Annotated in this window: 28 protein-coding genes and 1 pseudogene; 20 read left to right on the top strand and 9 right to left on the bottom strand. The window is 40.0% G+C overall.

All coding sequences use genetic code 11. The features are described from left to right. Positions 1 to 181 precede the first annotated feature (181 nt). Entirely contained in the window at positions 182 to 2,227 is a 2,046-nt protein-coding gene (gene recG / locus BEN71_RS16735) for an ATP-dependent DNA helicase RecG (protein WP_068975220.1), read from the bottom strand. Between the two features lie 59 nt (positions 2,228 to 2,286). Here recG and BEN71_RS16730 point away from each other — a divergent pair, with 59 nt between their 5' ends. The 5 genes from BEN71_RS16730 to BEN71_RS16710 all read left to right on the top strand — a co-directional run bounded on the left by BEN71_RS16730 (position 2,287) and on the right by BEN71_RS16710 (position 5,698). Further along, positions 2,287 to 3,045 (top strand): NAD(P)H-binding protein, encoded by a 759-nt coding sequence (locus BEN71_RS16730; protein WP_068975221.1) that lies wholly within the window; start codon positions 2,287 to 2,289, stop codon positions 3,043 to 3,045. Positions 3,046 to 3,157: 112 nt separating this feature from the next. Continuing rightward, the gene (locus tag BEN71_RS16725) at positions 3,158 to 3,673 is read left to right on the top strand and encodes a DUF6731 family protein (RefSeq protein WP_068975222.1); all 516 of its coding nucleotides are present in this window, start codon (positions 3,158 to 3,160) and stop codon (positions 3,671 to 3,673) included. A 70-nt stretch (positions 3,674 to 3,743) separates the two neighbouring features. Next, positions 3,744 to 4,903 (top strand): IS3 family transposase gene (locus tag BEN71_RS16720; protein ID WP_117276768.1). Its coding sequence is split into 2 segments (ribosomal slippage): positions 3,744 to 3,978 and positions 3,978 to 4,903, totalling 1,161 coding nucleotides; the frame shifts between segments, so codons are not numbered across the junction. A gap of 59 nt (positions 4,904 to 4,962) precedes the next feature. After that, positions 4,963 to 5,274: a hypothetical protein gene (locus BEN71_RS16715; RefSeq protein ID WP_068973560.1), complete on the top strand. Its 312-nt coding sequence runs from the start codon at positions 4,963 to 4,965 to the stop codon at positions 5,272 to 5,274. After that, positions 5,246 to 5,698, top strand: coding sequence for a hypothetical protein (locus BEN71_RS16710; RefSeq protein WP_068973561.1), 453 nt, complete (start codon positions 5,246 to 5,248; stop codon positions 5,696 to 5,698). Before BEN71_RS16715 ends, BEN71_RS16710 begins: the two co-directional genes overlap by 29 nt. An 82-nt stretch (positions 5,699 to 5,780) precedes the next feature. On the opposite strand, the gene plsB is transcribed toward BEN71_RS16710, so the two are convergent. Continuing rightward, complete coding sequence (plsB, locus tag BEN71_RS16705; protein ID WP_068973562.1) at positions 5,781 to 8,363, bottom strand: glycerol-3-phosphate 1-O-acyltransferase PlsB; 2,583 nt, start codon at positions 8,361 to 8,363, stop codon at positions 5,781 to 5,783. A 288-nt stretch (positions 8,364 to 8,651) separates the two neighbouring features. Between plsB and BEN71_RS16700 the strand changes: the two genes are divergently transcribed. Beyond that, on the top strand, positions 8,652 to 9,527 hold the full coding sequence (locus BEN71_RS16700) for an acyl-CoA thioesterase (protein ID WP_068973635.1): 876 nt from the start codon (positions 8,652 to 8,654) through the stop codon (positions 9,525 to 9,527). A 150-nt stretch (positions 9,528 to 9,677) separates the two neighbouring features. Beyond that, a complete protein-coding gene (locus BEN71_RS16695; RefSeq protein WP_068973636.1) occupies positions 9,678 to 10,916 on the top strand; it encodes a dicarboxylate/amino acid:cation symporter in 1,239 nt (412 codons plus the stop codon). Positions 10,917 to 11,106: 190 nt separating this feature from the next. Here BEN71_RS16695 and BEN71_RS16690 read toward each other — a convergent pair whose 3' ends face one another. The 7 genes from BEN71_RS16690 to BEN71_RS16660 all read right to left on the bottom strand — a co-directional run bounded on the left by BEN71_RS16690 (position 11,107) and on the right by BEN71_RS16660 (position 18,542). Further along, positions 11,107 to 11,634 (bottom strand): hemerythrin domain-containing protein, encoded by a 528-nt coding sequence (locus BEN71_RS16690; protein WP_086322755.1) that lies wholly within the window; start codon positions 11,632 to 11,634, stop codon positions 11,107 to 11,109. Positions 11,635 to 11,769: 135 nt separating this feature from the next. After that, the gene (locus BEN71_RS16685) at positions 11,770 to 12,714 is read right to left on the bottom strand and encodes a metal-dependent hydrolase (protein ID WP_068973563.1); all 945 of its coding nucleotides are present in this window, start codon (positions 12,712 to 12,714) and stop codon (positions 11,770 to 11,772) included. A gap of 137 nt (positions 12,715 to 12,851) precedes the next feature. Further along, positions 12,852 to 13,706 carry a ribosome biogenesis GTP-binding protein YihA/YsxC gene (yihA, locus tag BEN71_RS16680; protein WP_068973564.1) on the bottom strand — a complete coding sequence of 285 codons (855 nt, stop codon included), beginning with the start codon at positions 13,704 to 13,706 and terminating at the stop codon, positions 12,852 to 12,854. A 98-nt stretch (positions 13,707 to 13,804) separates the two neighbouring features. After that, entirely contained in the window at positions 13,805 to 14,248 is a 444-nt protein-coding gene (locus BEN71_RS16675) for an RrF2 family transcriptional regulator (protein WP_068973565.1), read from the bottom strand. Between the two features lie 317 nt (positions 14,249 to 14,565). Next, the gene (locus BEN71_RS16670) at positions 14,566 to 15,327 is read right to left on the bottom strand and encodes a globin domain-containing protein (protein ID WP_068973566.1); all 762 of its coding nucleotides are present in this window, start codon (positions 15,325 to 15,327) and stop codon (positions 14,566 to 14,568) included. Positions 15,328 to 15,529: 202 nt separating this feature from the next. After that, positions 15,530 to 17,089 (bottom strand): helicase HerA-like domain-containing protein, encoded by a 1,560-nt coding sequence (locus tag BEN71_RS16665; protein WP_068973567.1) that lies wholly within the window; start codon positions 17,087 to 17,089, stop codon positions 15,530 to 15,532. A 268-nt stretch (positions 17,090 to 17,357) separates the two neighbouring features. Continuing rightward, positions 17,358 to 18,542, bottom strand: a complete 1,185-nt coding sequence (locus tag BEN71_RS16660; protein WP_068973638.1) for a PLP-dependent transferase — start codon at positions 18,540 to 18,542, stop codon at positions 17,358 to 17,360. A gap of 182 nt (positions 18,543 to 18,724) precedes the next feature. Here BEN71_RS16660 and BEN71_RS16655 point away from each other — a divergent pair, with 182 nt between their 5' ends. The 13 genes and pseudogenes from BEN71_RS16655 to rplN all read left to right on the top strand — a co-directional run bounded on the left by BEN71_RS16655 (position 18,725) and on the right by rplN (position 25,219). After that, positions 18,725 to 19,450 carry a type 1 glutamine amidotransferase gene (locus BEN71_RS16655; RefSeq protein ID WP_068973568.1) on the top strand — a complete coding sequence of 242 codons (726 nt, stop codon included), beginning with the start codon at positions 18,725 to 18,727 and terminating at the stop codon, positions 19,448 to 19,450. Between the two features lie 274 nt (positions 19,451 to 19,724). Continuing rightward, positions 19,725 to 20,036 (top strand): 30S ribosomal protein S10, encoded by a 312-nt coding sequence (gene rpsJ / locus BEN71_RS16650; RefSeq protein WP_004725677.1) that lies wholly within the window; start codon positions 19,725 to 19,727, stop codon positions 20,034 to 20,036. A 59-nt stretch (positions 20,037 to 20,095) separates the two neighbouring features. Then, positions 20,096 to 20,734, top strand: a complete 639-nt coding sequence (gene rplC / locus BEN71_RS16645; protein WP_068973569.1) for a 50S ribosomal protein L3 — start codon at positions 20,096 to 20,098, stop codon at positions 20,732 to 20,734. Positions 20,735 to 20,745: 11 nt separating this feature from the next. Continuing rightward, entirely contained in the window at positions 20,746 to 21,348 is a 603-nt protein-coding gene (rplD, locus tag BEN71_RS16640) for a 50S ribosomal protein L4 (protein ID WP_068973570.1), read from the top strand. Further along, the gene (gene rplW / locus BEN71_RS16635) at positions 21,345 to 21,665 is read left to right on the top strand and encodes a 50S ribosomal protein L23 (protein ID WP_068973571.1); all 321 of its coding nucleotides are present in this window, start codon (positions 21,345 to 21,347) and stop codon (positions 21,663 to 21,665) included. Before rplD ends, rplW begins: the two co-directional genes overlap by 4 nt. Before the next feature lie 11 nt (positions 21,666 to 21,676). Next, entirely contained in the window at positions 21,677 to 22,501 is an 825-nt protein-coding gene (rplB, locus tag BEN71_RS16630) for a 50S ribosomal protein L2 (RefSeq protein WP_068973572.1), read from the top strand. A 19-nt stretch (positions 22,502 to 22,520) separates the two neighbouring features. Further along, positions 22,521 to 22,796 carry a 30S ribosomal protein S19 gene (gene rpsS / locus BEN71_RS16625; RefSeq protein ID WP_004281508.1) on the top strand — a complete coding sequence of 92 codons (276 nt, stop codon included), beginning with the start codon at positions 22,521 to 22,523 and terminating at the stop codon, positions 22,794 to 22,796. 11 nt (positions 22,797 to 22,807) lie between these two features. Then, the gene (rplV, locus tag BEN71_RS16620) at positions 22,808 to 23,137 is read left to right on the top strand and encodes a 50S ribosomal protein L22 (protein WP_065994096.1); all 330 of its coding nucleotides are present in this window, start codon (positions 22,808 to 22,810) and stop codon (positions 23,135 to 23,137) included. A gap of 1 nt (position 23,138) precedes the next feature. After that, a pseudogene (gene rpsC / locus BEN71_RS16615) lies at positions 23,139 to 23,955 on the top strand (30S ribosomal protein S3). After that, positions 23,895 to 24,308 (top strand): 50S ribosomal protein L16, encoded by a 414-nt coding sequence (gene rplP, locus BEN71_RS16610; RefSeq protein ID WP_004725694.1) that lies wholly within the window; start codon positions 23,895 to 23,897, stop codon positions 24,306 to 24,308. The pseudogene rpsC and the gene rplP overlap by 61 nt, the downstream one beginning before the upstream one ends. Continuing rightward, the gene (gene rpmC, locus BEN71_RS16605) at positions 24,308 to 24,505 is read left to right on the top strand and encodes a 50S ribosomal protein L29 (protein WP_004825188.1); all 198 of its coding nucleotides are present in this window, start codon (positions 24,308 to 24,310) and stop codon (positions 24,503 to 24,505) included. The genes rplP and rpmC overlap by 1 nt, the downstream gene beginning before the upstream one ends. Beyond that, positions 24,502 to 24,759, top strand: coding sequence for a 30S ribosomal protein S17 (rpsQ, locus tag BEN71_RS16600; RefSeq protein WP_004725698.1), 258 nt, complete (start codon positions 24,502 to 24,504; stop codon positions 24,757 to 24,759). Before rpmC ends, rpsQ begins: the two co-directional genes overlap by 4 nt. A 91-nt stretch (positions 24,760 to 24,850) precedes the next feature. Continuing rightward, a complete protein-coding gene (rplN, locus tag BEN71_RS16595) occupies positions 24,851 to 25,219 on the top strand; it encodes a 50S ribosomal protein L14 (RefSeq protein WP_004725701.1) in 369 nt (122 codons plus the stop codon). Positions 25,220 to 25,229: the final 10 nt, after the last annotated feature.

The raw sequence follows: 25,229 nt of genomic DNA, 5'->3' as shown, positions 1-25,229 counted from the left end.
GATAAAAGTTGAAGTGTATTTGTGTAGGCGATGCCTAACTTTTGAAGGATCAAAAGTTACAAAAATCCTTTGTCAGGCAAAGGGGATATCCATATCACCCTTGCCTGACGGCGACATCCATGTCGCCTTACGCGATAGCAAAATTACTCGAGGTTTCTAATATTAAGTTCTGTTTGTTAAATCACACATACGCATATCTCGGTGCTTCAGGTAACCAACGTTTCAATAGTGCTTCAGCATTTTCAGGATAGTCTTTTAAAACTTGTTGTGCGACATGGTGGGCTTGGTTGAGTAAGTGATCATCTCGCTCAAGTTTGGCGACACGGAAGCCCATATCTCCCGTTTGCTTTGTTCCAAGTAATTCACCCGGTCCACGTATTTCCAGATCCTTCTCCGCAATGATAAAACCATCGTTGGTTTCACGCATGATGCGTAAACGCTCCTGACCATTTTGCGACAGTGGATTTTTATAAAGTAAGGCACAGAAACTTGCTGTTGCACCACGTCCGACACGTCCACGTAATTGATGCAGTTGCGAAAGCCCCAGACGCTCGGCATTTTCAATCACCATAATGGAGGCATTCGGTACATCAACACCCACTTCAATGACTGTAGTTGCAATCAAAAGCTGTAATTCATTGTCTTTAAACTGTTGCATGACCGATTGTTTTTCATTAGCTTTCATTTTTCCATGAACCAAGCCAATATTGAGTTCAGGAAAACGACCTTTAATTTCTGCATAAGTGGCTTCAGCAGCCTGAGCATCCAGCGTTTCAGATTGCTCGACAAGGGTACAGACCCAATAGGCTTGTTTACCCTCAGCGCAGTTTTTGGCAATGCGTTGTAAAACTTCTTCACGACGATCAAGTGGAATGGTCACGGTTTGAATCGGTGTACGTCCAGGCGGTAGTTCATCAATCACCGAAGTATCCAGGTCACCATAAGCAGACATGGCTAAAGTACGTGGAATGGGTGTAGCCGTCATGACCAGTTGATGTGGGGTAGTATTGTCCACGCCTTTATTGCGTAATGCTAAACGCTGATCTACCCCAAAACGATGTTGTTCATCAATGATCACTAAACCGAGTTTGGCAAATTCGACATTGTCCTGAAAAAGTGCATGTGTTCCCACGATGACATTTGCCGTACCATCTTTAATGGTTTGTTCTGCTGCGGTACGTGCCTTGCCTTTTTGTTTACCCGAAAGCCATGACACATTTAAGCCCAATGGCTCAAACCATTTTTTAAAGTTTAGATAATGTTGTTCCGCTAAAATTTCCGTTGGTGCCATCAGTGCGACTTGCCAACCTTCTTCCAAAGCATGACAAGCTGCTACACCTGCAACCAATGTTTTCCCTGCGCCTACATCACCTTGTACAAGGCGTAACATCGGTTTGTTCTGTTTTAAATCTTTGGCAATTTCATTCGACACACGTTTTTGAGCATTGGTCATTTCAAAAGGTAGGCTTGCTAAAAGCTGTTTAGCAAAGCTTTTGCTATAGGAAAATGATGGCGCTGCGATTTGCTGAATATAAGCACGGCGGGTCAGTAAACTGATTTGATGTGCGACCAATTCTTCAAAAATTAAGCGTTGCTGTGCAGGATGCGAACCTTGCGACAGTTGCAACATATTGGCATCCACAGGGGGATGGTGAATATATTCCAATGCTTGATTGAGTGCATAACCATTAGTGAATTTTTCAGGTAACAGTTCAGGCAAATCATCTGCATGATGATTCAGTGCTTGTTTGACGTATTCACGCAGTTTCGGCTGAGTTAAACCATCCGTTGCAGGATAAATGGCGGTCAATTCGGTTTGTGGTAAAGGTGTATGTTCGGTAATGAGCTGTATTTCAGGATGATACAGTTCTAAACCACGCGCACCGACACGGACTTCACCAAAGATTCTTAAGCGGTTGCCTGCTTTGGCACGATCCATCAATGCTTTATATATATGATAAAAGCGTAAGGTGACTTTGCCGTAATCATCCTGCAATAGAATCGCCATCGACTTGCGTTTTCCGGGTGGCATGTCAATGGATTTGACCACGCCTTCCATGAGATAACTTCGCCCAACCTGCAATTGGTTCATGGCAATGATCGTGCTACGATCTTCATAGTCACGGGGCAGATGAAACAATAGGTCGTCTGTGGTGAATATATTCAGTTTTTCAAGTAGCGCAGCGGCGGCATTGCCAACCCCTTGCAATTGATGGACGGCAGCCATGTCCCCTCAACTTTGGTTTATTTGATCGTCATAGATCAGTGTTCAGAATAGGTCGTTTGATGCATATTCTATTTATCGGTTATGGTAAAACATCGCAGCGTGTTGCTAAACAATTATTTCAACAAGATCACCAAATTACCACAGTGAGCCGTAGTCCGAAAGTGGATGATTTTACGGAGCACTTGATTCAGGATATTCAGCAACTTGATTTGTCACAGATCAAACCTGTTGATGCGGTTTATGTACTCCTTGCACCATCTCGAAATACGACTTTAAGTTCAGTTGAAGCCTATCAACAGACTTATGTGGATTCTGTTCAGCCGATTGTACGTGCTTTAAAAAATCATCCTGTTAAACGGATTGTTGTGGTGTCATCGACTCGTGTTTATGGTGAGAATAACGGTGAGATGATTAATGATGATTCGCCAGCGATTCCGAGTGATGAACAAGGGAAATTACTCTTGAAAATGGAGCAATTGTGGCAACAGGCTTATCCTGAACAATGTGTGATTGTACGTCCGACAGGGATTTATGGTACTTCGACTGTGAGAATGGTGAAGCTTGCGGAAACTACGAAAAGTTATCCGAATATTCATTGGTCAAATCGGATTCATATCGATGATCTAGCGAGTTTCTTAGCGCATTTGCTTCACGTGGAACATCCTGAAAAATCTTATATTTGTACCAATAATAATCCTCAACCTTTACATGAAATGATTTTAAAGATTCAAAGAGAGTTGGGTTTACTTGAGTTGGTTTTGGAGAGTGAAAGGGAAACAGGGAAAAGGATTTTTTCGAAGGAGGGTGGTGGTGGATAGGTTTGGGCAAAAAATAAATTACTTAATTCTTTTTTTATAAGTTATTCCATATACTTAGTTAATTTTTAATGATATATAGTGGTTAAAATCACATCAGTTATTGTAAGGTAATATGGCTAAAATTAAACAAATTAGAGTGGACTTTTTCAAAGTCCATGTAGCGCATGGTGGTAGGATTACTAATGCCTATGACGGTTTCTTAGAAATGATAAATGGCGCAATATCAACGGTGTTTACCAATAAAGGTTATACAAGAGAATTATATAAATTATCTGAAACGACAAGTGGGGGGATTTATGGTTCATTTAGAAAATTTCGAGATGATGATTTGCCTAGAATTAGTGCAATTGGGGGAGATGAAGAAGATTTAGTTTTGCAAGATGGGCAAGGTATTGTGGAACAAAATTGTTTCATTTTTTATCCAAATTCAAATGTTTTGGCTATGCACTTTAATGTTCATGCGAATCATTACAGTCGTTTAGCTGAAACTCTTACTTCACTATGGGGAAGTAAAGTTGAATTATCAACTATGATAAATTCTGATCAATTTAGGAGATTAAATAATCCTAATTCTACATTGGTTGCTTTTTCTGCAAAAATTCCTAAACCTAACAATCCTGATCTATGATCCTAGACAAAATAATGGACAGCACGTCCCTCTAAAGATAACGTAACTTTAATCTTTGGAGATTCAAGAAATGGCTAAACGTTTTAGTCCCGAATTTAAACAGCAAGCGATTGATTATGCACTTTCAAACTCACACGAGTCTGTAGCTGCAATCGCCCAGAAATTAGGTGTGGGTTATTCAACATTAGATAAATGGATTCGTGAAACCAATCCGGCAGGTTCAAGCAAACGTCAACTTTCACCAGAACAACAGCGGATCGTGGAATTAGAGAAAGAAGTCAAACAGCTCAAGGAAGCCAATGACATCTTAAAAAAAGCGCATGTGTACTTTCTAACAGATCATGCCAAGAAAAGTACACGGTAATTCAAGATCTAGATATGAATGAAGTCACCGTATCTTCTGCCTGTAAATACCTAGGTGTCAGCACTTCAGGCTATTATGCCTGGCGAAAACGTCAAGCCAATACGGCACAGAAATATAATGACTTAAAAGCCGTATATTGGCAGCATCATGCACGATTGGGTGCACCTTCATTAGTACATGACATGCATGATTTAGGTTACAACATGAGCGAACGTACTATTGGAAGGATGCTAAAAAAGCTTGGTTTACGTAGCAGGATTGCGCGTAAATACAAGCATACGACTGATTCAACCCATCGTTTGCCTACAGCACCCAACTTGTTGGATCGCCAATTTACAGTTACTCAGCCTAATAAAGTCTGGACAACAGACATTACCTATATCCGCACTAAAGAAGGTTGGTTGTATTTATGTGTGATGCTAGATTTATTTAGCCGTCGTATCGTGGGGTGGCAAACCAGCCATCGAATAGACCGCCAGTTGGTGTGTGATACGTTTAACTATGCAATGGCTCGTCAGGGTTATCCAACTGGTGTTATGGTTCATTCGGACCAAGGCTCACAGTACTGTAGTCGTGATTTTAGAGCGCTGTTACTGAAAAATGATTGTACTCAGAGTATGTCTAGACGTGGAAACTGTTGGGATAATGCAGTGACTGAAAGCTTCTTTCATACATTAAAAGGTCATGTGGTACATGGCAGTGTGTTTTCGACTCGAAAAGAGGCGAATGCGGTCTTGTTTGATTATATTGAGATTTATTACAATCGGGTCAGAAGGCATTCTGCAAACGGCTGGTTAAGTCCAGAAGCCTTTGAACAGAAATATTTCAAGAATTTAGAGGGATCGATTGTCCACGATACTGTCTAGGATCACTACTACCTGAAGCTGATGATTTTGCGAAAGATTCTTTGGAGTTGTTAGATAGGATGGATGGTGATTATCTTGATATCAAAATAGCTGTTGATAGAAGATTTAATGGTGGAATAAAGCGACTTCAAGGAGCAAAAAATGCTTTAAGAACATTTAGACAATATGATCCACAGAAGTTATTTGCAATAATTGATGAAGGTGGAGTCATTAGTCCAATTGATTTAATTGCTGAACGAATTAAGCGTACTAGGAAAATTGAAACTTCAGGAAGACATATTCCACGAGTGTCTTTATATAAATTAATACATGATGCTTACCTAGATGCGGAGGTAGATATAAATGAGTACCTCAACATTCACACAGATTAGGAAGTTAATACCTTTTATTGTGTCATTAATTTGTGCTGTATTATTTTGGATATATGGTGCAGATTACCTTACTTTATTGAAAGAGAGTAATGGACCATATGAATTTATTAAAATGTTAGCAGGTATTGCAGGAACTTTGTTAGGCTTTTTAATAGGTGCTGTAAGTTTATTAACTGCAGTTATGGATAGAACACTAATTCAAAATATGAGGAGTAATGGGCAATATGGTGTATTAGTTAGCATCACTTTTAGAGCATGTTTATCACTTTTAATATTATTGGTAGCCTGTTTCTTAACTTTTCTAATTAATGTACTTTACCTAAAATTCTTATTTACTTGTATTATATTTTTATCGGTCTACTCAGGGTTATTAGTTGTTTCTATTGGTTCAAAATTTAAAAATATTTTTGTTGTTATGAGTTAATGTAGTAGTTTCATTTAGGGAGAAAATAATATGATAACCTCTCCCTAGCCCTCTCCTAAAAGGAGAGGGAATTTACAAGGATTTACTTCTTCTTCCGCTTCAAGCGTTTCTTCGCTTGTTGAGCAGCCAAAGCATCTAACGCTTCTTTTAACTCATCATCGGTAAATGACGTGATATGTTGCAACATTTGCAAAGTGACATCATCCAACACCAAGTTGGCATACTGCGCCACATTACGGAACTGGGCATCAAACACAATCGCATGATCTTCATTGGTCTTGATATAACCTTGCTCAGTCAACACTTTCACAAAGCTCTGGAATAAGGCTTTATCAAAGAACTCAGGCGAATTGAACTCATACAACACAGACAAACGCTGACCGACCAAGTGACTCAATTCTTCAACTTGGCGAATTGAAATATTGCCTGAACCACGTTGCGTGATTAATGCCAAAGTCATGTAATAACGCTCAAGACTTTGACGTACAGGTGCAGCCAATACTTTCAACTGATTATGATCTTCCGAATTTGGTGCAGGGCAGAAAATCAAATCTTCATCATCGACAAAAATTAAATTCGCTTGTGCCAAAGCATCAATATATTCAGAAACTTGAGCATTGATTTCACTGTCTTTCCATTTTAAGAACAATTCAGCTTTTAAGAATGGATATAAAGTACGAATCACATTGAGCAAATCAGCCTTACTGATCTTACCATTATGTTCAACCAAAGCAGCAATGAGCGATGGTAAAACAAAGGCATGTAAAATGTTATTGCGGAAATAAGTCAGCAATACCGCTTGATTATCTTCAATCGCAATAATGTCGCCCAATACGTGTTGTACACGCTTGATCAATTTCAGTTTTAAACCATAGGCAATGATTTCTTTACCTGAAAGTGGTGTGACTTGCGTACGACCATCATACGGAATCGCAGTCAACAAATTACGATAAGTATCGAGCTGTTTTACGCAAATATCTTCATCTAGCGTATGCTTCGGTGTTGCCAATAAAATTAAAGACAATAACGAAACAGGGTTGATCACCACAGCACGGTTGATATTTTCCAAGATCGCATTGGCTGAGCTATTCACAGCATCCGAAATTTCTTGCGGAATTGGATCATCATTATGTTCAATTTTGATTTGATCTGCGCCGTGTTGTTTTAATAGATCATCTAAGAAAACAGGTTCACCAAAGTTAACATGCACACGACCGAAGATACGTTCAATCTTTTTCAAGGTTTGAACAATACCCCAAATCGACTCAGACTCTTTGGCTTTACCATTCATCTCACCGACATAGGTCGCGCCTTCCATCAAACGCTCATAACCCACGTAAGTTGGAATAAATACAATTGGCTTTGCTTTTTCACGTAAATGACCATGTACGGTCATTGCCAGCATACCCGTTTTAGGTGGAAGCAAACGACCAGTACGTGAACGCCCGCCTTCGATGAAATATTCAAGCGGTGTATTACGTGACAGAATGTTAAATAAATATTCTTTAAATACCGAAGTATAAAGCGCATTGCCACGGAATGAACGACGAATAAAGAATGCGCCACCACCACGTAAAATTTGCCCTACAAATGGCATATTTAAGTTATCACCCGCAGCGATATACGGCACCATCAAGCCACGTTTATAAATCACATAAGACAATAATAAATAGTCGATATGGCTACGGTGACATGGCGTGTAAATCACTTCATAGTCTTTGACGAGCTCACGGACTGTATTGAAGTTATGTACTTCTACACCGTCATAGAGTTGCGTCCATAAACGTGTCAGCGCACGTTCAGCAAAACGAACCGTTGAAGCTGAATAATCAGAAGCAATTTCATTGACAAAGCCAATCGCTTTACGCTCTGCATCAATCATGCTGATTTTTGAACGGACGCTTTCCTTACGAATCGCGTCTTGTACATCAGGTGCTTTGATTAAAGACTGCATGACATTGCGACGGTCAGACAAGTCAGGACCTAGAATCACCTCACGTTGACGATCAAGGAAATCATTCAGTTGATTGACAATACAAGTGACAGGCGAAACATTTGGATGCTTTTCTTGCGCATCGCCAACCAACTCACGGAGTGATTTTGCTTCATGAAATTCAATAAATGATTGACGACCATGAACGCCTATATTCACCAACTGCTTAACCTTACTTGGCGTTGCCCAAGTATCGGTAAATAAAAGTTTAAATAGTGAATCTTCTTTATCTGGTGAGCGTCCCCACAACATCGTCACAGGAACCAACTCGATGTCTAAATCTGGGTTTTGATCTAATGCTTCAACTAAGCGCAATAAGCGTGGTGGAAAACTATGTGTCGGTGGGTTGAAATAATTATTTTCATCTTGATGCTGTAGGAAAATCACCGCTGCCTTTTCACGATTGTTTCCAATCATAAAAGAATCCAATGCAGGCGGTAGTTTTAAACGACGTGTTTCACCATCGACCACCAAAGCATTACTACGAGAATGATTTTGCAGTACATAGCAAACAATTTTTTGCTTACTTGTATTTACTTCAGTATTTTCAGCTGTGTTGTCTAGAGGTGGAGTTTCTGTAGGAACCTCTCCAAGAACATGTGGTGTTACCACGAGGTCAAGTATTTTACTCGAAAGTCGACGATACATTTGACCAAAGCCACTCTTGGACATAAATACTCCTAGCCAATGGTGAATAACGCGATAAAGCGCATAAGGTGATATTTTCTATAATTTAACCACAGAACAGCATGTCATTTTCAGACAAATTGACTATCTCTGGGTAGATTTTATCTTTTAAAAACTTATTTTAAACAATCTGACTGTGCATGAGAAGTGACATGAGCGTCTATGAAACTTTAGTGTATTGCTCAGAATTTATGGCAAAATAGAGCCATTCTCTAGAATATGAAAACCTTGTTCAACTCGCTTGAACATCGTCAGCATACTGAAAGGTCATTTATGAATGCTTTAACCCAAGAGCTTGTAGAGCTGTTAACCCTTGAAAAACTTGAAGAACATATCTTCCGTGGACAAAGCCGTAACCTTGTCGGTAAGCGTGTTTTTGGTGGGCAAGTTTTAGGTCAGGCATTACGTGCGGCATCTTATACCGCTGACCGTCCAGTGCATTCTTTACATGCTTATTTCTTATATGGCGGTGATATTAATGCACCGATCATTTATGAAGTGGATCGTTTACGTGATGGTAAAAGCTTTTTAAGCCGTCAAGTGCGTGCCATTCAACACGGTCGTACTATTTTCTCAGCAATGGTGTCATTTGCAACACCAGAAGAAGGTTTGGATTATCAAATTGCTGAACCTGAATATCCTGCACCAGAAGAATTAAAATCAGAGCAAGAACTGAAAGAGAATTTAATTAGTTTTATTCCTGAAAATGTGCGTACTGCATTTATGCGTCCACGCCAAGTCGATATTCGCCCAATCAATATTGGCAATCCTTTTCAGCCACAGCCTGAAGCGCCGTCTAATGCTTATTATATGAAAGCTTATGACAAGCTTCCTCCAGAATTGGCGAATGATGTGGCATTGAATCAAGCGATCATTGCGTTCTATTCAGATTATTCATTTATGACCACCGCTTTGCGTCCGCATGGCGTGAGCTATTTAACTCCAAGTTTACAAATCGCCAGTATTGACCACGCAATTTATTTCCATAAGCCAGTGAAAGCAGATGAATGGATGTTGTACGACATGGAAGCCACGGTGACAGCAAGTTCTCGTGGTTTGAGCCATGGTCGTATGTGGCAAGGTGGTGAGTTGGTGTGTAGTACAGTTCAAGAAGGCTTGATGCGTACCCGTGAAATTGAACCAAGATAAGTTGTGATTCTATTTCACTAGAACTAAGCCATCTTTCGAGATGGCTTTTCTATTTTAAAGCAGAGCTTGTGACAAAAAAATGCTCGATTCTAAATAACTTCAATGGCATAGTTTAAAAACTGAAAATAAATATAGTTATTGTCCGTGAAGATCAGCCTAAACACCCAAATTTTTGTTGCCGCCATTCTTGGTGTTGCCTTTGGATTTTTACTTAATCAATTTCCAAATACACAATTTTTAGAGAACAGTATTTATGGTTTAAGCATTGCCAGTAGCATTTTCATTGGCTTATTGAAAATGCTATTAGTACCACTGATTTTCAGTTCAATCCTAGTTGGTGTTTCTAACTTGGAAGCAGGGCATCAACTGAGCCGAGTTTGGAAAATTACTTTGGCGTGTTGTGTGACCACAACCACTTTGGCATTGATTCTAGGTTTAGCATCGACACATCTATTCAACGTTGGGCAAGGTGTTGATATTGCATTATTCCAAGAAGCAATGAATAACCATAAAAGCCCAGATACACTGACACCGAGTTCCTTTTTAACAAACTTTATTCAAAATACATTGATCAATCCATTTAAAGCATTTAGTGAGGGGAATGTCCTTGCGGTGGTTTTATTTGCATTGTTGCTTGGTTTGGCTTTGGTGCAGGGTGGTGAGCGTTTTAATGGTATAAAACAGTTAGCACGTCAATTTTTCGACATCATGATGATGCTCGTCGGTTGGGTAATGAAAGTTGCCCCGATTGGTATTTTTGCCTTGATGGCAAAATTAATCGCCACTGAAGATATTTCGATTCTCAGTCGTTTGGCTGAGTTCGCCGTTGTGGTGACAGGTACGACGATTTTTCATGGCGTGGTGGTATTGCCGTTGTTGCTGTGGATTTTTGGCAAAATGAATCCAATCACTTTTTTTAAAGGCACGCGTGCTGCGTTGATTACCGCATTTGCCACTAGTTCAAGTTCGGCAACCATGCCTTTAAGTTTGAAATGTACTCAAGAAAATCTAGGTGTACGTCCGCAAATCGCAGGTTTTGTGATTCCTTTTGGTTCACAGTTGAATATGGATGGCACGGCACTCTATGAAGCGGCTGCTGCTCTATTTATTGCCAATTTAATGGGGCTGGAATTATCCATTACCCAACAAATTATTGTCTGTTTAACCGCAATGATTGCCTCTTTGGGTGCACCAGGGATTCCAAGTGCAGGGATGGTGACCATGATCATGGTGCTACAGTCTGTCGGTTTGCCTGCTGAAGCGATTGCGATTCTCTTACCGATTGACCGTATTTTAGATACTGTACGAACCGTGGTGAATGTCCAAGGCGATATGATGATCAGTGTAGTAGTAGATCGGAATACGCGAGATATGGGAGAGCCGTCTTAAATGGTTCAGAAACTAAGTTGTTAATTTTTATTGGATAGGAAGAATGGAATAAGTCTCTAATGTGTAAACTTATTTCAGGATGGGACACAGAATCGCCATAAAAAAGCAGGATTGAATCCTGCTTTTTTGATTTGTCTTAAATTTTTTTAGTTAAGGCATTTACTGAGTATTTGAATGATCAAAGCTAGATTTAAGAAGGGTGGTATAAAGGGTATAAGTGATTTTCTTCGCTGTTGATTCGTTGAGCCAATACAACACCAATAGCATCATATTCCTCTCGAAATGCTTGAGCGTTTTGTGCAGTGATCACATCACTTTGCCATTTCTTAATAAATTTAATAAATGCATGTGAGATGCCATTCATCTCTTTACGATAGTCGCGAATGGTTTCCATGTGATTGGCATCATCAGCAAACTGCTGTTCTAAATAACAATAAAAACTGACGTTTTCTTGCATGATGTGGCGGTTAAATTCTGTTTTAAGTGAACTGAGGATATCCTCGATTTCTACATAGCGTTGTGTGTGCAGGAGGATTGAAATTTTACTGTATAATTCTACTAAATTTTGATGATCATGCTTTAAAGATGGGATGAGTTGAGGTGAATAAGAAATGCGCTGTTCATCCGTTGAAACTAAGGGTTGCTTGCTTGTTTCTTGTGATTTATGCGAGTTAAAGTTGAAAAACTTATTAAATAACTTGAGTATAAATTTAATCATTATGCTTGCTTATAAATTAAGGCGATTGGATTTTAAGCATAAAATATAGTCAATGTCACACTGTTTTTAATAAAAAAGCCCTAGACGAAGCAGTTTTCGTATAGGGCTAATATGATTGATTAGTAGCGTTTTATATTAAGCAACTTTTGGTAAGGCACGCTTAGCAGCAGGAGACTGATCTAAATATGCAATAGCATCTTCAGTCTTCGCTTCATGAACAGGATCATACCACGGCATTAAATAACCCAATTGCTGTGATACTAACCAAAGTGGGTGTGGCATGATGCGATTGTCTTTCTGTGCAATTGCTGCCCACTCACGCCAAATCCACGGCTTATAAAAGGCAGGTTTCTTATCTGCAAAACGTGGGTCTTGCCCCATGATATGTGCAGCACCATCGACCCATAAGCCCAAAATAGCAATGATTGCGATGACACTTTGATAATAACGCGAAATATAACCACCACCTAAGTGACGATATAAATCAAATGCAACTGTACGGTGTTCAATTTCTTCTGCACCATGCCATTTGATCAAATCAAGCATATTCGGATCTGCACCTAACTTTTCCCATTCGGTATTATAAAGAGCATATTTTCCAAGTACACAAGTCATGTGTTCTACGGTTGCTACAATACCAACACGGAATAAATCCCATTGATGATCAAGAACTTTGGGAACATTAAGACCAAATGGCTTATCTGCAAGTAATTTACCAAAAAGGAAATCCATCACATCTAAGTTACGTTGAATATCGATGTTACGTACAGTGAGGTATTCTTTATTTGCAGAAACATGGGCTTGAGCATGCATCGCTTCTTGGCGAATGAATGCACGAACATCCTCAGCCAATTTTTCATCGGTCACTTTAGGCAATACGCGGTTGTATAAACGGCAGAACCAAAACTCACCCGCAGGTAGAATGTTGTTAATTTCATTAATGAAATAACTGGTAAATGGCTGATTTGGAATCCAATCAATCGGGGTATCTTGCCATTCAAACTTCACTTTACGTGGTTTGATATGATATTGAATAGACGATCCAATCTTACTGTTTTTTAATTTCGATAATAATTTCATCACAGTGTCCTAATTTTTCTATCTTGATTTCACACTCTATGTTTTAAGTATAAAAAAATGTCCTAAATAGTTATTAGCAATTTAGGACATTCGAGTATCAATATGTGATGAATTTTGTTAGACAATGCACATTTTATTTATTTGTTTGCATTTTCATCCACGATTTGTTCTGAGTGTGATGCTTCATCAAGCACATAGTCTTGCTCAAAAGCGTCTTCTTCAACATCATCTGCACTGGCTTCTGGAATAGAATCAAGGTCAAAACCGATGGTTTTGTCTAAGGTATAGTTCAAACGACCTGCCATCACCGAAGCCAGTTCTTCTAAACCTTGTTTATTAAGTGATGAGAACAATTGAATTGAGAAACTCAATTTCATTTTCTTCAATGCAGCTTTCACTTCTTGTAATGCAGTAGATGCGGGACCACGATTGAGTTTGTCAGCTTTGGTTAAAAGGACATGGACAAATAAATGACGAGAATGTGCCCATTCCAACATCATCACATCGAAGTGTTGTAATGGATGGCGAATATCCATGAGCAATACCAGACCTTGTAAGCTCTTACGATGGATTAAGTAATTCTCAAGTTCTTTTTGCCACACGATTTTCATGGCTTCAGGTACGGCTGCGTAGCCATAACCAGGTAAGTCGACTAGGCGTTGATCGGGATTGCCCAAACTGAAAAAGTTAATCATTTGGGTACGACCAGGACGCTTTGATGCACGAGCCAATTGCTTTTGATTGGTCAGGGCATTAATCGCGCTTGATTTACCTGCATTTGAACGACCTGCAAAAGCAATCTCATAACCTGTGTCTTCTACACAAAGGTTGAGCTTTGGCGCACTCATAAGGAATTCAGCTTTACGCAACCAGTTCAAAGATGAAGTTGAGTATTCTGAAATCGCAGGATCAGCCTTTTTTTCATAGCTAATCTTTTGTTTAGGGGCATTTGAGGTCTTACTGTTTTTAGACTTTCCACTGCTGCGATGCATACTTCAACTTCAATTAAACGGATGAACATAGTGCATTATAAAGGAAGTCGAAGATTCAAGCGAATTTTGCAATGTTTTATTGAGGAAACTTCGGAAATTTATAAGTTTAAATTTGGAATCGGCGAGCTGACTTGTTTTTGTTGTTGCGGTGGCGTTGCTAAAACTTCAGCAACTGTGTATTTATCTAAGCTTTTATAAAAATCTTCAACAGCATGATCCAGAATGCCTTTCAGACCACAACGCGGGCGTAACACACATGGTGGTGTATTGCATTCAACGATGTGTTGATCGCCTTGTAAAATACGCACAACATAGCCTAAGCGAAATTCTAAAATTTCAGGATTTAATTTTAATCCACCACCTTTACCGCGTGTGGTGATCAGCCAACCTTGTTTACCCATAAAATGCACAATTTTCACTAAATGGTTTTGTGAAACTTTTAAATCCTCTGCGATTTCAGCAATGGTATAAGGTATATCTCTAGGTTGTGAGATATACATCAAAATACGAAGTGCGTAGTCGGTAAATTTGTTGAGTTGCATAAGCTTAAATAAACTTTGAAATGTACATTTGAATAACAGTCTTGAGTGTAAATGCTGTTAAGAAAAGAAATTTTTAAGAGATTAGCATGTTGGAGAGTGTTTGTCTTATCAATAATCAAAGAGATGTTTTGATAAGTCACCTAAGTAATGGTTAATGAGAACTTTGATGAATTAAGGCTGTGTATTGCGTGAAATGATTAAATTACCGTTTCAAACTGCTTCGAGTACTCATTATGCTGAGATAAAAAAGGCGATATATGAACGAGGGTGATACATATACCGCCAATTTTTAGCTTGAGTTAAGTTTGTATGCAAACTTATTTGGCTTGAGGTGCAGTCACTTGTACTTGATCACCCACTTTATAGTTGTCGAGAAGAATATTCGATACTGAATATTCAGTATGGTCGACTTCAGGTTTTACTAAGAATTGATAAGTATTCTCTGTATTTGCAGACAATGTATATTGATGCGGTTGCTCAATACCTTTGTTTGGTACTTTTACTTTTACAGAAATAAACTCATTGTTGTCTGCTTGAGCAGTTGCTTGTTGATCCGCACTACGAATGGTAAAGAGTTTGCCATTTTCAGCCACTTCAATCTCAGTGATTTCAAATGCTCTCCAACCTGCCCAGCCACCTTGTTGTGCAGCCAAGTTTTCGTATTTTTGCTTTTCAACACCAATCAAGATATCAGCCAATTGTAAATATGCTGCTTTCCACGCTGCGATCAGTTCAGAATCCATAGGAACATCTAAAACTTCACTAATCGAGTGCAATAGATTCTCGCCAACAATTGAATATTGATCAGGCTGAATGTCTAAGCTGACATGTTTTGTAGTGATATGTTCAACTGCTTTTGCCAATACAGACGGATTTTCAATATTTTCAGCATAAGCCAAAACTGCCGCAGCTAAAGCACGTGGTTGACGACCAGAATTTTGACTATCAAGGTTAAATACATTGTTTAAATCAGGATTATTCCCCAACATTCTTTTATAAAAATAGCTTGTCAATGCAACGCCATTTTCACGAAGGACAGGTACAGTAGATTTTACGAGTTCGATATGTTGTGGAGTCATTTGGCTAGACCTTTTTATCTGGCTTTATAAGATATATTTAAAATACATCTATTAATATGTATTTGCAATACATCTTTTAAATAAATCCATATTATTTTTATGGTTAATTTTATATCACGATTAAAATGATAATGTTAGATGGTTTTGAGAAAGGTGTCATTTACACCTTCCTCATGTATAGATGTTGTTAGGAGGGAATTACTTATTTCCCACCAAACAGTGAACCCAATAAACCGCGAACCAATTTTTGCCCTGTTGGTCCACCTAAAGTACGCGCAGCACTTTTCGCAAAAGTTCCAATCACATCTTGAGTGAGCTTTGCACGTGCAGCAGCGGCTTTGGCTTCTTCTTTAGCTTGCTGTTCTTGTTCTTTGGCAATTTGCTTATTTAGAGCAGCTTGTTGCTTAGTCATTTCTTCAAGCTGTTTGGCTTGTTGAGCTGCTGCTTCGAAAGCGATTTGTTGTTGCGTAGAGTCATCCACTTTACGTTGTAGCATTTCATAAGCACTGTCACGATCGACTTCAGTGTCATATACCCCTGCAACAATACTTTGTGCCATGAGTGCTTTACGTTCATCGAGTGTAATTGGGCTAAATGACGAGTATGGAGGCATGACCATGCCACGCTCAACCACTTGTGGCGTACCTTGTTCATCTAAGCAACTAATGAGTGCTTCACCAACAGCCAGTTCAGTAATCGCTTCGGCAACTTTAAATTCAGGATTGGCACGGAAAGTATCAGCCGCAGTTTTTACTGCTTTTTGATCTTTAGGAGTAAATGCACGTAAGGCGTGTTGCACACGGTTACCCAATTGTCCAAGAACACTTTCTGGAATATCCAGTGGGCTTTGGGTAATAAAGTAAATTCCGACACCTTTAGAACGAATCAGGCGGACGACTTGTTGAATTTTCTCTTGTAGTGTTGGGCTAGCATTGTCAAAGAGTAAATGTGCTTCATCAAAGAAGAATACGAGTTTTGGTTTGTCTAGATCACCCACCTCAGGGAGTTTTTCAAAAAGTTCAGACAACATCCATAAAAGGAAAGTTGCATAAAGTTTAGGGGTATTCATCAATTTGTCGGCAACCAATAGATTGATATAACCATGACCATTGGTATCCGTTTGAATGAAATCCATAATGTCTAAGCTAGGTTCACCAAAGAAGCGTTCACCACCTTGATCGCCTAAAGCGAGTAAATTACGTTGTATTGCCCCCAAGCTTGCAGGAGAAAGGTTGCCATATTCTGCTTTTAAATCGGCTGCATTTTCACTGACATAGGTCAGCATGGCTTTGAGATCTTTAAAGTCAATTAATAATAAACCTTGATCATCCGCCACACGGAATACCGCTGAAAGTACGCCTTCTTGGGTGTCATTTAAATTCAGCATTTGCGCCAAGAGGAGTGGTCCAATTTCCGACATCGTTGTTCGAATGGGATGACCTTGCTCACCAAATAAATCCCAAAACGTGGTTGGTGAACTTGCAAAAGGAACACTCTCAATCCCTAAGCTTTTGATACGTTCATCGAATTTAGGGTTACTTGATCCTGCTTTGGCAATACTAGAAACATCGCCTTTGGCATCAGCTAAAAATACAGGTACGCCGATGCGTGAAAAGCTTTCAGCAAGGACTTTGAGTGTGACTGTTTTTCCTGTCCCTGTTGCGCCTGCGATTAATCCATGACGGTTAGCAAATTGTGAGTGTAAAACAATATCTTGTGATGTATCTGATGTTTTTTTTGCAATGACGATTGGCGTTGCCATAAATAAACCTATTTCTAACTATAAACTTTGGAATTATTGCTTTAATTTTTAACATAGAAAGAATGCGTTGTGCTTAATTTTTATCTATTTTTACAATGCTCAGACAAAGTAAGATGAATTCTAAAATTACTGAATTTATAGTGTTTTAAATGTTTAGGGAATTTAATGGATGCCGAGTAATAAAAGTTTGATAAATAAGTTATAAAAAGAACAACAGGCTTTGCTATGCATGTTGTTCTTAAGCGATATTTAAAATATTGCCTTTGATTTACAAAGCTTTTAAAGCCTGCTGAATATCCGCAATCAGATCATCAGCGTCTTCCAAGCCGATACAGAAACGAACCAATACGCCTTTTTGTAAATGTGAATGATCTAAATGGCGCATGTCATCCAATTTATATAACATCACTAAACTGACAGGACCGCCCCAACTGAAACCAATTTTAAATAACTTTAAGTGGTCACAGAATTTCCGAATCGCGGTCATGTCATATTCAGCTTTAAAGATGACACTAACTAAGCCTGCACTTTGTTTAGTTTGGCAAGTGTCTTTCCAATATTGATGACTGATATTATCAGGATCAGCGGGGTGGAGCACTTGAGCAAAAGCCTCTTGGGTTTTGAGCCATTGTAGAACGTGTAAGGCACTGTTGGATTGATGCTGATAGCGGATTTGCATAGATGCCAAACTGCGCTGGACTTGTGCGGCATCATCCCCTGAAATTGCAATGCCTTGAATGGCATGTGTACGAAACAGTTTATGGTGTAAGGCTTTAACGCGAGTGACCACCGAACCCATCAGAATATCACCACCACCACTTGGGTATTTAGTCAGTGCATGGACAGAGACATCTACACTTAAATGCTCATCACTAAAATCAAAGGCATTAAAAGCTAATCCCGCACCCCAAGTATTATCTAAAGCAGTGAGTATATGTTTGGATTTGGCTTTTTTCACTAGATTGATCAAATCTGGAAATTCTAAAGTGACCGAGCCTGCTGCTTCTAACCAAAGCAATTTGGCTTTTTCACTGGGTTGAAATGAATCAGCATCAATCGGGTTATACACTTTTACATCAATACCATAACGCGTTTCTAAATTACGCAAATGTTCCATATTTGGACCATAGATGTTGTCTGCGACCCAAACTTCATCGCCATGACTTAAAAAACAAGAATTGACGAGGTTAATTGCTGATAATCCACTTGGTGCAAGCAAACAATATTTTCCACCTTCGATTTGGGCAATATGATCGCCTAAAGTAAAGGTTGTTGGCGTGCCATGCGTCCCATAACTATAATCATAGTCATCTGTCCAATGGCGGTTAAATAGTGCATCGGTATTTTCAAAGATGATCGTCGATGCACGAAATAGGGGAGCTTGTACAGTATTTATAAATTGTGGTGCTTTACGTGGCGCATGAATTAAAGCAGTTTGTGGTGTTAGTTTCACAAGAATACTCAAATTTAAAGAATCAATAATATGCCAATAAGCAGAACATAATTGATTCATGACGGAAAGCGATAATTTGTGAAAAATAATAAATAAAACCGATATTGGCTTCATTTTTGCTTCTATACACCTGTGTTTTTTTGATTTGTAGCGAAATAGATACAACAAGAATAGGTGATTATATGAAAAAACTTAAAGTGCATTATTTTCAGCATATTGCAGGTGAGGGCTTTGGCAGTTGTTATGACTATTTAAAAGCCATGGGTGCTGAAATAACGGCAACAGAATTTTTTGCTTTGCCAACGGATTCTACTATAGATATAGACGCTTTACCGCTAGTGAGTGATGTGGATTTGCTGATCATCATGGGGGGCGAGATGAGTGTCAATGATGAAGCAAATTATCCTTGGCTGAAAATAGAAAAGCGTTGGATTCGACGCTATTTGGCTTCTGAGAAACCTGCGATTGGTCTGTGCTTAGGTGGACAATTGATTGCCAATGCTTTAGGTGCAAATGTAAAGCGCAACCCTCAGCAAGAAATTGGCTGGACACTGGTGAATAAAAGCAATCATATTCCAGAAGCGTATTTTCAGTTACCTGAAGAATTAAAAGTGATGCAATGGCACAGTGAAACCTTTGATATTCCGAAAGGTGCGATTCGTTTGGCTGAAAATACAGCCTGTGCAAATCAAATGTATCAAATTGGTCGAAATGTTCTGGGCTTTCAATTTCATCCAGAAATCACCCCACATAGTTTAAATATTTTTATAGAACATGAAGAAGAAGATTGTGTCTTTAAAGAAGCGTATACACAATCATTATCGAGTTTAAAAAAAACACAAAAATTGGAATATTCAATGGGTAATCAGCTTTTAAATCGCGCCATTGACTATGTTTTGCAAGTATAAAAATAAGATTATTTTTTAAACTGTGCAGGTTACAAATAATTCAGTAAAAAACAAGAAAAAGCCTGAAATAGGTTTGCTTAAGCGTTAAACAATCGTTATAATGAGCGACCCTTCGATATGGAGGGGTGGATAGCGAAGAAAGTTATCCAGATCGTTACAGTCGTGGCATCGATCACGACCTTAGTGATTTTCACTGCTCTTGACACTTGCCTTTTTAGTGGGGTGAGATGCGTCAGGAGTGATTCTTTATATATTTGGCTTGGAGTTAACTGGTATGTCTAACCAGAGAATTCGTATCCGTCTTAAGTCTTTTGATCACCGTCTAATTGATCAATCGTCTCAAGAGATCGTAGAAACAGCAAAACGTACTGGCGCACAAGTTTGTGGTCCAATCCCGATGCCTACTCGCATCGAACGTTTTAACGTTTTAACATCACCACACGTTAACAAAGATGCGCGTGACCAATACGAGATCCGCACTTACAAACGTTTGATCGACATCGTTCAACCTACAGACAAAACTGTAGATGCATTGATGAAATTAGATCTTGCAGCTGGTGTTGATGTTCAGATCGCATTGGGTTAAGGCTTTCGGTTAATTAACGCTCTAAGTTAATTAGGCCGCTTTTTTAGAGGTTTATGCACATGGCTATTGGTTTAGTCGGTCGCAAGTGCGGTATGACACGTATCTTTACAGATGCTGGTGTTTCTGTACCTGTAACAGTGATTGAGGTTGATCCTAACCGTATCACTCAAATCAAAACGCTTGAAACTGATGGTTATCAAGCGATTCAAATCACTACTGGTGAACGTCGCGAATCTCGCGTAACTAACGCTCAAAAAGGTCACTTCGCTAAAGCGGGTGTTGCTGCTGGTCGTTTGGTTCAAGAATTCCGCGCTACAGAAGCTGATCTTGAAGGTCGTGAAGTTGGCGGTACGTTAACTGTTGACTTGTTCACAGTTGGTCAAATCGTTGATGTAACTGGTACGTCTAAAGGTAAAGGTTTCCAAGGTGGTGTTAAGCGTTGGAACTTCCGTACGCAAGATGCTACTCACGGTAACTCGGTTTCTCACCGTGTTTTAGGTTCTACTGGTCAAAACCAGACTCCTGGTCGTGTATTCAAAGGCAAAAAAATGGCTGGCCATTTAGGTGCTGAACGTGTAACTACACAGGGTCTTGAAATTGTTGCTATCGACACAGAACGTTCAGTTCTTGTTGTTAAAGGCGCGATTCCTGGTGCGACTGGTGGTGACGTAACTGTTCGTCCTACGATCAAGGCCTGAGGGGAAATAACGTGAATTTAAAAACTGTTTCCGGCTCTGCTGTTGAATTGTCTGAAGTTGCGTTTGGTCGTGACTTTAATGAAGCTCTTGTACACCAAGTTGTTACAGCTTATTTAGCTGGTGGTCGTCAAGGCTCAAAAGCACAAAAATCACGTGCAGACGTTTCTGGCGGTGGTAAAAAACCATTCCGTCAAAAAGGTACTGGCCGCGCTCGTGCTGGTTCTATTCGTAGCCCAATCTGGGTTGGTGGTGGTAAAACTTTTGCTGCTCGTCCACAAGATTGGTCTCAAAAAGTGAACCGTAAAATGTACCGCGGTGCAATGCAATGTATCTTAGCTGAACTTGTTCGCCAAGATCGTCTTGTATTAGTTGAAGAGTTTGCTGTTGAAGCGCCTAAAACTAAAGAATTGCTTGCAAAACTTAACGACTTGAACGCTACTCGCGCATTAATCGTTACAGAAGCTGTAGATGAAAATCTATATTTAGCTGCTCGTAACCTTCCACACGTTGATGTGGTTGATGCTGCTGGGATCGATCCTGTTGGCTTGATCGCGTTCGATAAAGTTGTAATGTCTGTTGCTGCTGCTAAGAAAATTGAGGTAGAACTCGGATGAACAACGAACGTATCTATCAAGTCCTAAAAGGACCTGTATTCTCAGAAAAAGCACAAGTTTTAGGTGAAACTGCTGGTGTTCAAGTATTTAAAGTTGCACTTGATGCAAACAAACTTGAAATCAAAAAAGCAGTTGAACAATTGTTTGGTGTAGAAGTTGTTAAAGTTAACACGACTATCACTAAAGGTAAGACTAAGCGCTTTGGTCGTACATTAGGACGTCGTTCTGATGTTAAAAAAGCATACGTCACCCTGAAAGCTGGCCAAGATGTTGAAATGGCTGACTTGGGCGATACCGCTGAAAACGCAGCGGAATAAGGACGAGAATTATGCCTATTCAAAAATGTAAGCCAACGTCTCCAGGGCGTCGCTTTGTAGAGAAGGTTGTTCACAATCATCTTCACAAAGGCGCACCTTATGCTCCGTTGGTAGAAGCAAAAAAACGTACTGGTGGTCGTAATAACAACGGTCACATTACTACTCGTCACGTTGGTGGTGGTCATAAGCAACACTATCGTATCGTTGACTTTAAACGTAACAAAGATGGCATTCCTGCGACTGTAGAGCGTATCGAATACGATCCTAACCGTACTTCACATATTGCACTTGTGCTTTATGCTGACGGTGAACGTCGTTATATCATTGCGCCTAAAGGTCTACGTGCTGGTGATAAAGTACAATCTGGTAACGATGCTCCAATTCGTCCAGGTAACTGCTTACCACTTCGTAACATGCCTATCGGTTCTACACTTCATAACATCGAGCTTAAAATCGGTAAAGGTGCACAATTAGTGCGTTCTGCTGGTACTTCTGCTCAGTTATTAGGTCGTGACGGTTCTTACGCTATCATTCGTCTACGTTCAGGCGAAATGCGTAAAGTACACGTTGAATGTCGCGCTGTGTTAGGTGAAGTATCTAACTCAGAAAGCAACCTTCGCTCACTTGGTAAAGCAGGTGCAGCACGCTGGCGTGGCGTTCGTCCTACCGTTCGTGGTATGGCGATGAACCCAGTAGACCATCCACATGGTGGTGGTGAAGGGCGTAACAAAGGTATTCAACCTGTAAGCCCATGGGGTCAAAAAGCTAAAGGGTACAAAACACGTACCAACAAGCGTACGACTAAGATGATCATTCGCGACCGTCGCGTTAAGTAACAAGTAAAGGAATCTGACAATGCCTCGTTCTCTGAAAAAAGGCCCATTCGTCGATGCGCACTTGTTCGCTAAGGTTGAAGCGGCAATCGCGGCTAATAACCGTAAGCCGATCAAAACTTGGTCGCGTCGTTCGATGATCCTCCCAGATTTTGTTGGTTTAACAATTTCTGTACACAATGGCCGTAACCATGTTCCAGTGATCGTATCTGAACACATGGTTGGACATAAATTAGGTGAATTCGCGCCAACTCGTACCTATCGTGGTCACGGTGTTGACAAGAAGTCTAAACGTTAATAGGTGCTATGATGGAAGTAACTGCTAAATTACGCGGTGCCGCTATCTCGGCACAAAAAACTCGTTTGGTTGCAGATCTAATCCGCGGCAAATCTGTTGCGCACGCTTTAAATATCTTGAACTTCAGCAACAAAAAAGCTGCAGTTTTAGTTAAAAAAGCATTGGAATCTGCGATTGCAAACGCTGAACATAATAACAGTTTAGATGTAGACGATCTTAAAGTAACTACGATTTACGTTGATGAAGGCATGAGCCTTAAACGTATTATGCCACGTGCTAAAGGCCGTGCAGATCGTATTACTAAGCGTACTTGTCACATTACCGTTAAGGTAGGGGTTTGATATGGGTCAGAAGGTTCATCCAATCGGTATCCGCCTTGGTGTTGTAAAACGTCATAACGCCAACTGGTATGCGAGTCCGAAACAATACGCTGAATACTTGCTTAAAGATCTTCAAGTTCGTGAGTTTTTAACTAAAAAACTTAAAAGCGCGATGATCAGCAATATTCTTATCGAACGTCCTACAGGCGCTGCTAAAGTAACTATTAGTACTGCTCGTCCAGGTATCGTGATCGGTAAAAAAGGCGAAGACATTGAAAAATTACAGCGTGAACTCACTACAATTATGGGTGTTCCAGCGCAAGTAAGCATCAACGAAATCGATCGCCCAGACTTAGACGCTCGTTTAGTTGCTGAAGCTATCGCTTCTCAATTGGAAAAACGTGTAATGTTCCGTCGTGCTATGAAGCGTGCGGTTCAAAACTCTATGCGTGCTGGTGCTAAAGGTATTAAAGTTGAAGTTTCTGGTCGTTTAGGCGGTGCTGAAATTGCACGTACTGAATGGTATCGTGAAGGTCGTGTACCTTTGCATACACTTCGTGCTGATATCGACTATGCAACTATGCGTGCTGAAACTACTTACGGTACGATTGGTGTTAAAGTTTGGATTTTCCGTGGCGAGATCTTAGGTGGCATGAAACAAGTCATGAACCCTGCTCCTGCTGAAGAACGTCCAGCTAAACGCGGTCGCGGTCGTGGTGAAGGTCAAGAGCGTCGTGGTCGTCGCAATGATCGTTCTGCTGAAAAAGGAGAATAATCCATGTTGCAACCTAAACGTACTAAATTCCGTAAAGTGCAAAAAGGCCGTAACACTGGTCTAGCGCACCGTGGTAGCACAGTATCTTTCGGTACAATCGCACTTAAATCAGTTGAACGTGGTCAAATGACTGCGCGTCAAATTGAAGCTGCGCGTCGTACAATTAGCCGTCGTGTTAAACGTGGTGGTAAGATCTTTATCCGTGTTTTCCCAGACAAACCAATTACTGAAAAACCATTAGAAGTTCGTATGGGTAAAGGTAAAGGTTCTGTGGAATACTGGGTTTGCCAAATCAAACCAGGTAAGATCTTGTACGAAATGGATGGTGTGAGTGAAGAATTAGCTCGTGAAGCGTTTACGCTTGCAGCTGCTAAACTTCCGTTCAAAACCACTATCGTTACTAAGACGGTGATGTAATGAAAACTAAAGATCTACGTGAAAAGTCGGTAGAAGAGTTGACAGCTTTGCTTGATGAGCAACAGCTTAACCAATTCCGTCTTCGTATGGCGAAAGCAACTGGTCAATTGGGTAAATCGCATGAAGTTGCGCTTACTCGTAAGACAATTGCTCGTATCAAGACCCTCCTTACCGAAAAACAGGGGAACGCACAATGAGTGAGCAAACAGTTCGCACGTTAACAGGTAAAGTCGTAAGTGACAAAATGGACAAGTCTATTGTTGTACTTATTGAACGCCGCGTTCAACACCCGTTGTATGGCAAATCAATTCGCCGTTCAACTAAATTACACGCTCATGATGAGAACAACACAGCTAAAACTGGTGATGTTGTAACCATCAAAGAAAGCCGCCCAATCTCAAAAACTAAAGCTTGGACTTTAGTGGAAGTTATTGAAGCTGCTGCTGAGTAATTAACGTTCTTGTTGCATCATCGGTCAATTTCGAGTACTCTTTGAGCCTTTCGAAATTGCGACCGGTGATGCTCGGTTTTGGAGTAGGGCAATGATTCAAACCGAAAGTATGCTAGACGTAGCAGACAACAGTGGTGCTCGCCGCGTACAATGTATTAAAGTACTTGGTGGTTCACATCGTCGTTATGCTTCTGTTGGCGACATTATTAAAGTTACTGTAAAAGAAGCTATTCCACGTGGCCGTGTTAAAAAAGGTGACGTGATGAATGCTGTTGTTGTACGTACAAAATTCGGCATCCGTCGTCCAGATGGTTCTGTTATTCGTTTCGACGATAACGCAGCTGTTATTTTGAACAACAACAAAGCACCGATTGCAACTCGTATTTTCGGACCAGTGACTCGTGAACTTCGTACTGAACAGTTCATGAAAATTATTTCATTGGCTCCTGAAGTTCTATAATAGAGGCAAT

The organism is Acinetobacter wuhouensis (genome assembly GCF_001696605.3).
GTDB classification, from domain to species: domain Bacteria; phylum Pseudomonadota; class Gammaproteobacteria; order Pseudomonadales; family Moraxellaceae; genus Acinetobacter; species Acinetobacter wuhouensis.
This window is presented reverse-complemented; position numbering and strand designations above follow the sequence as displayed.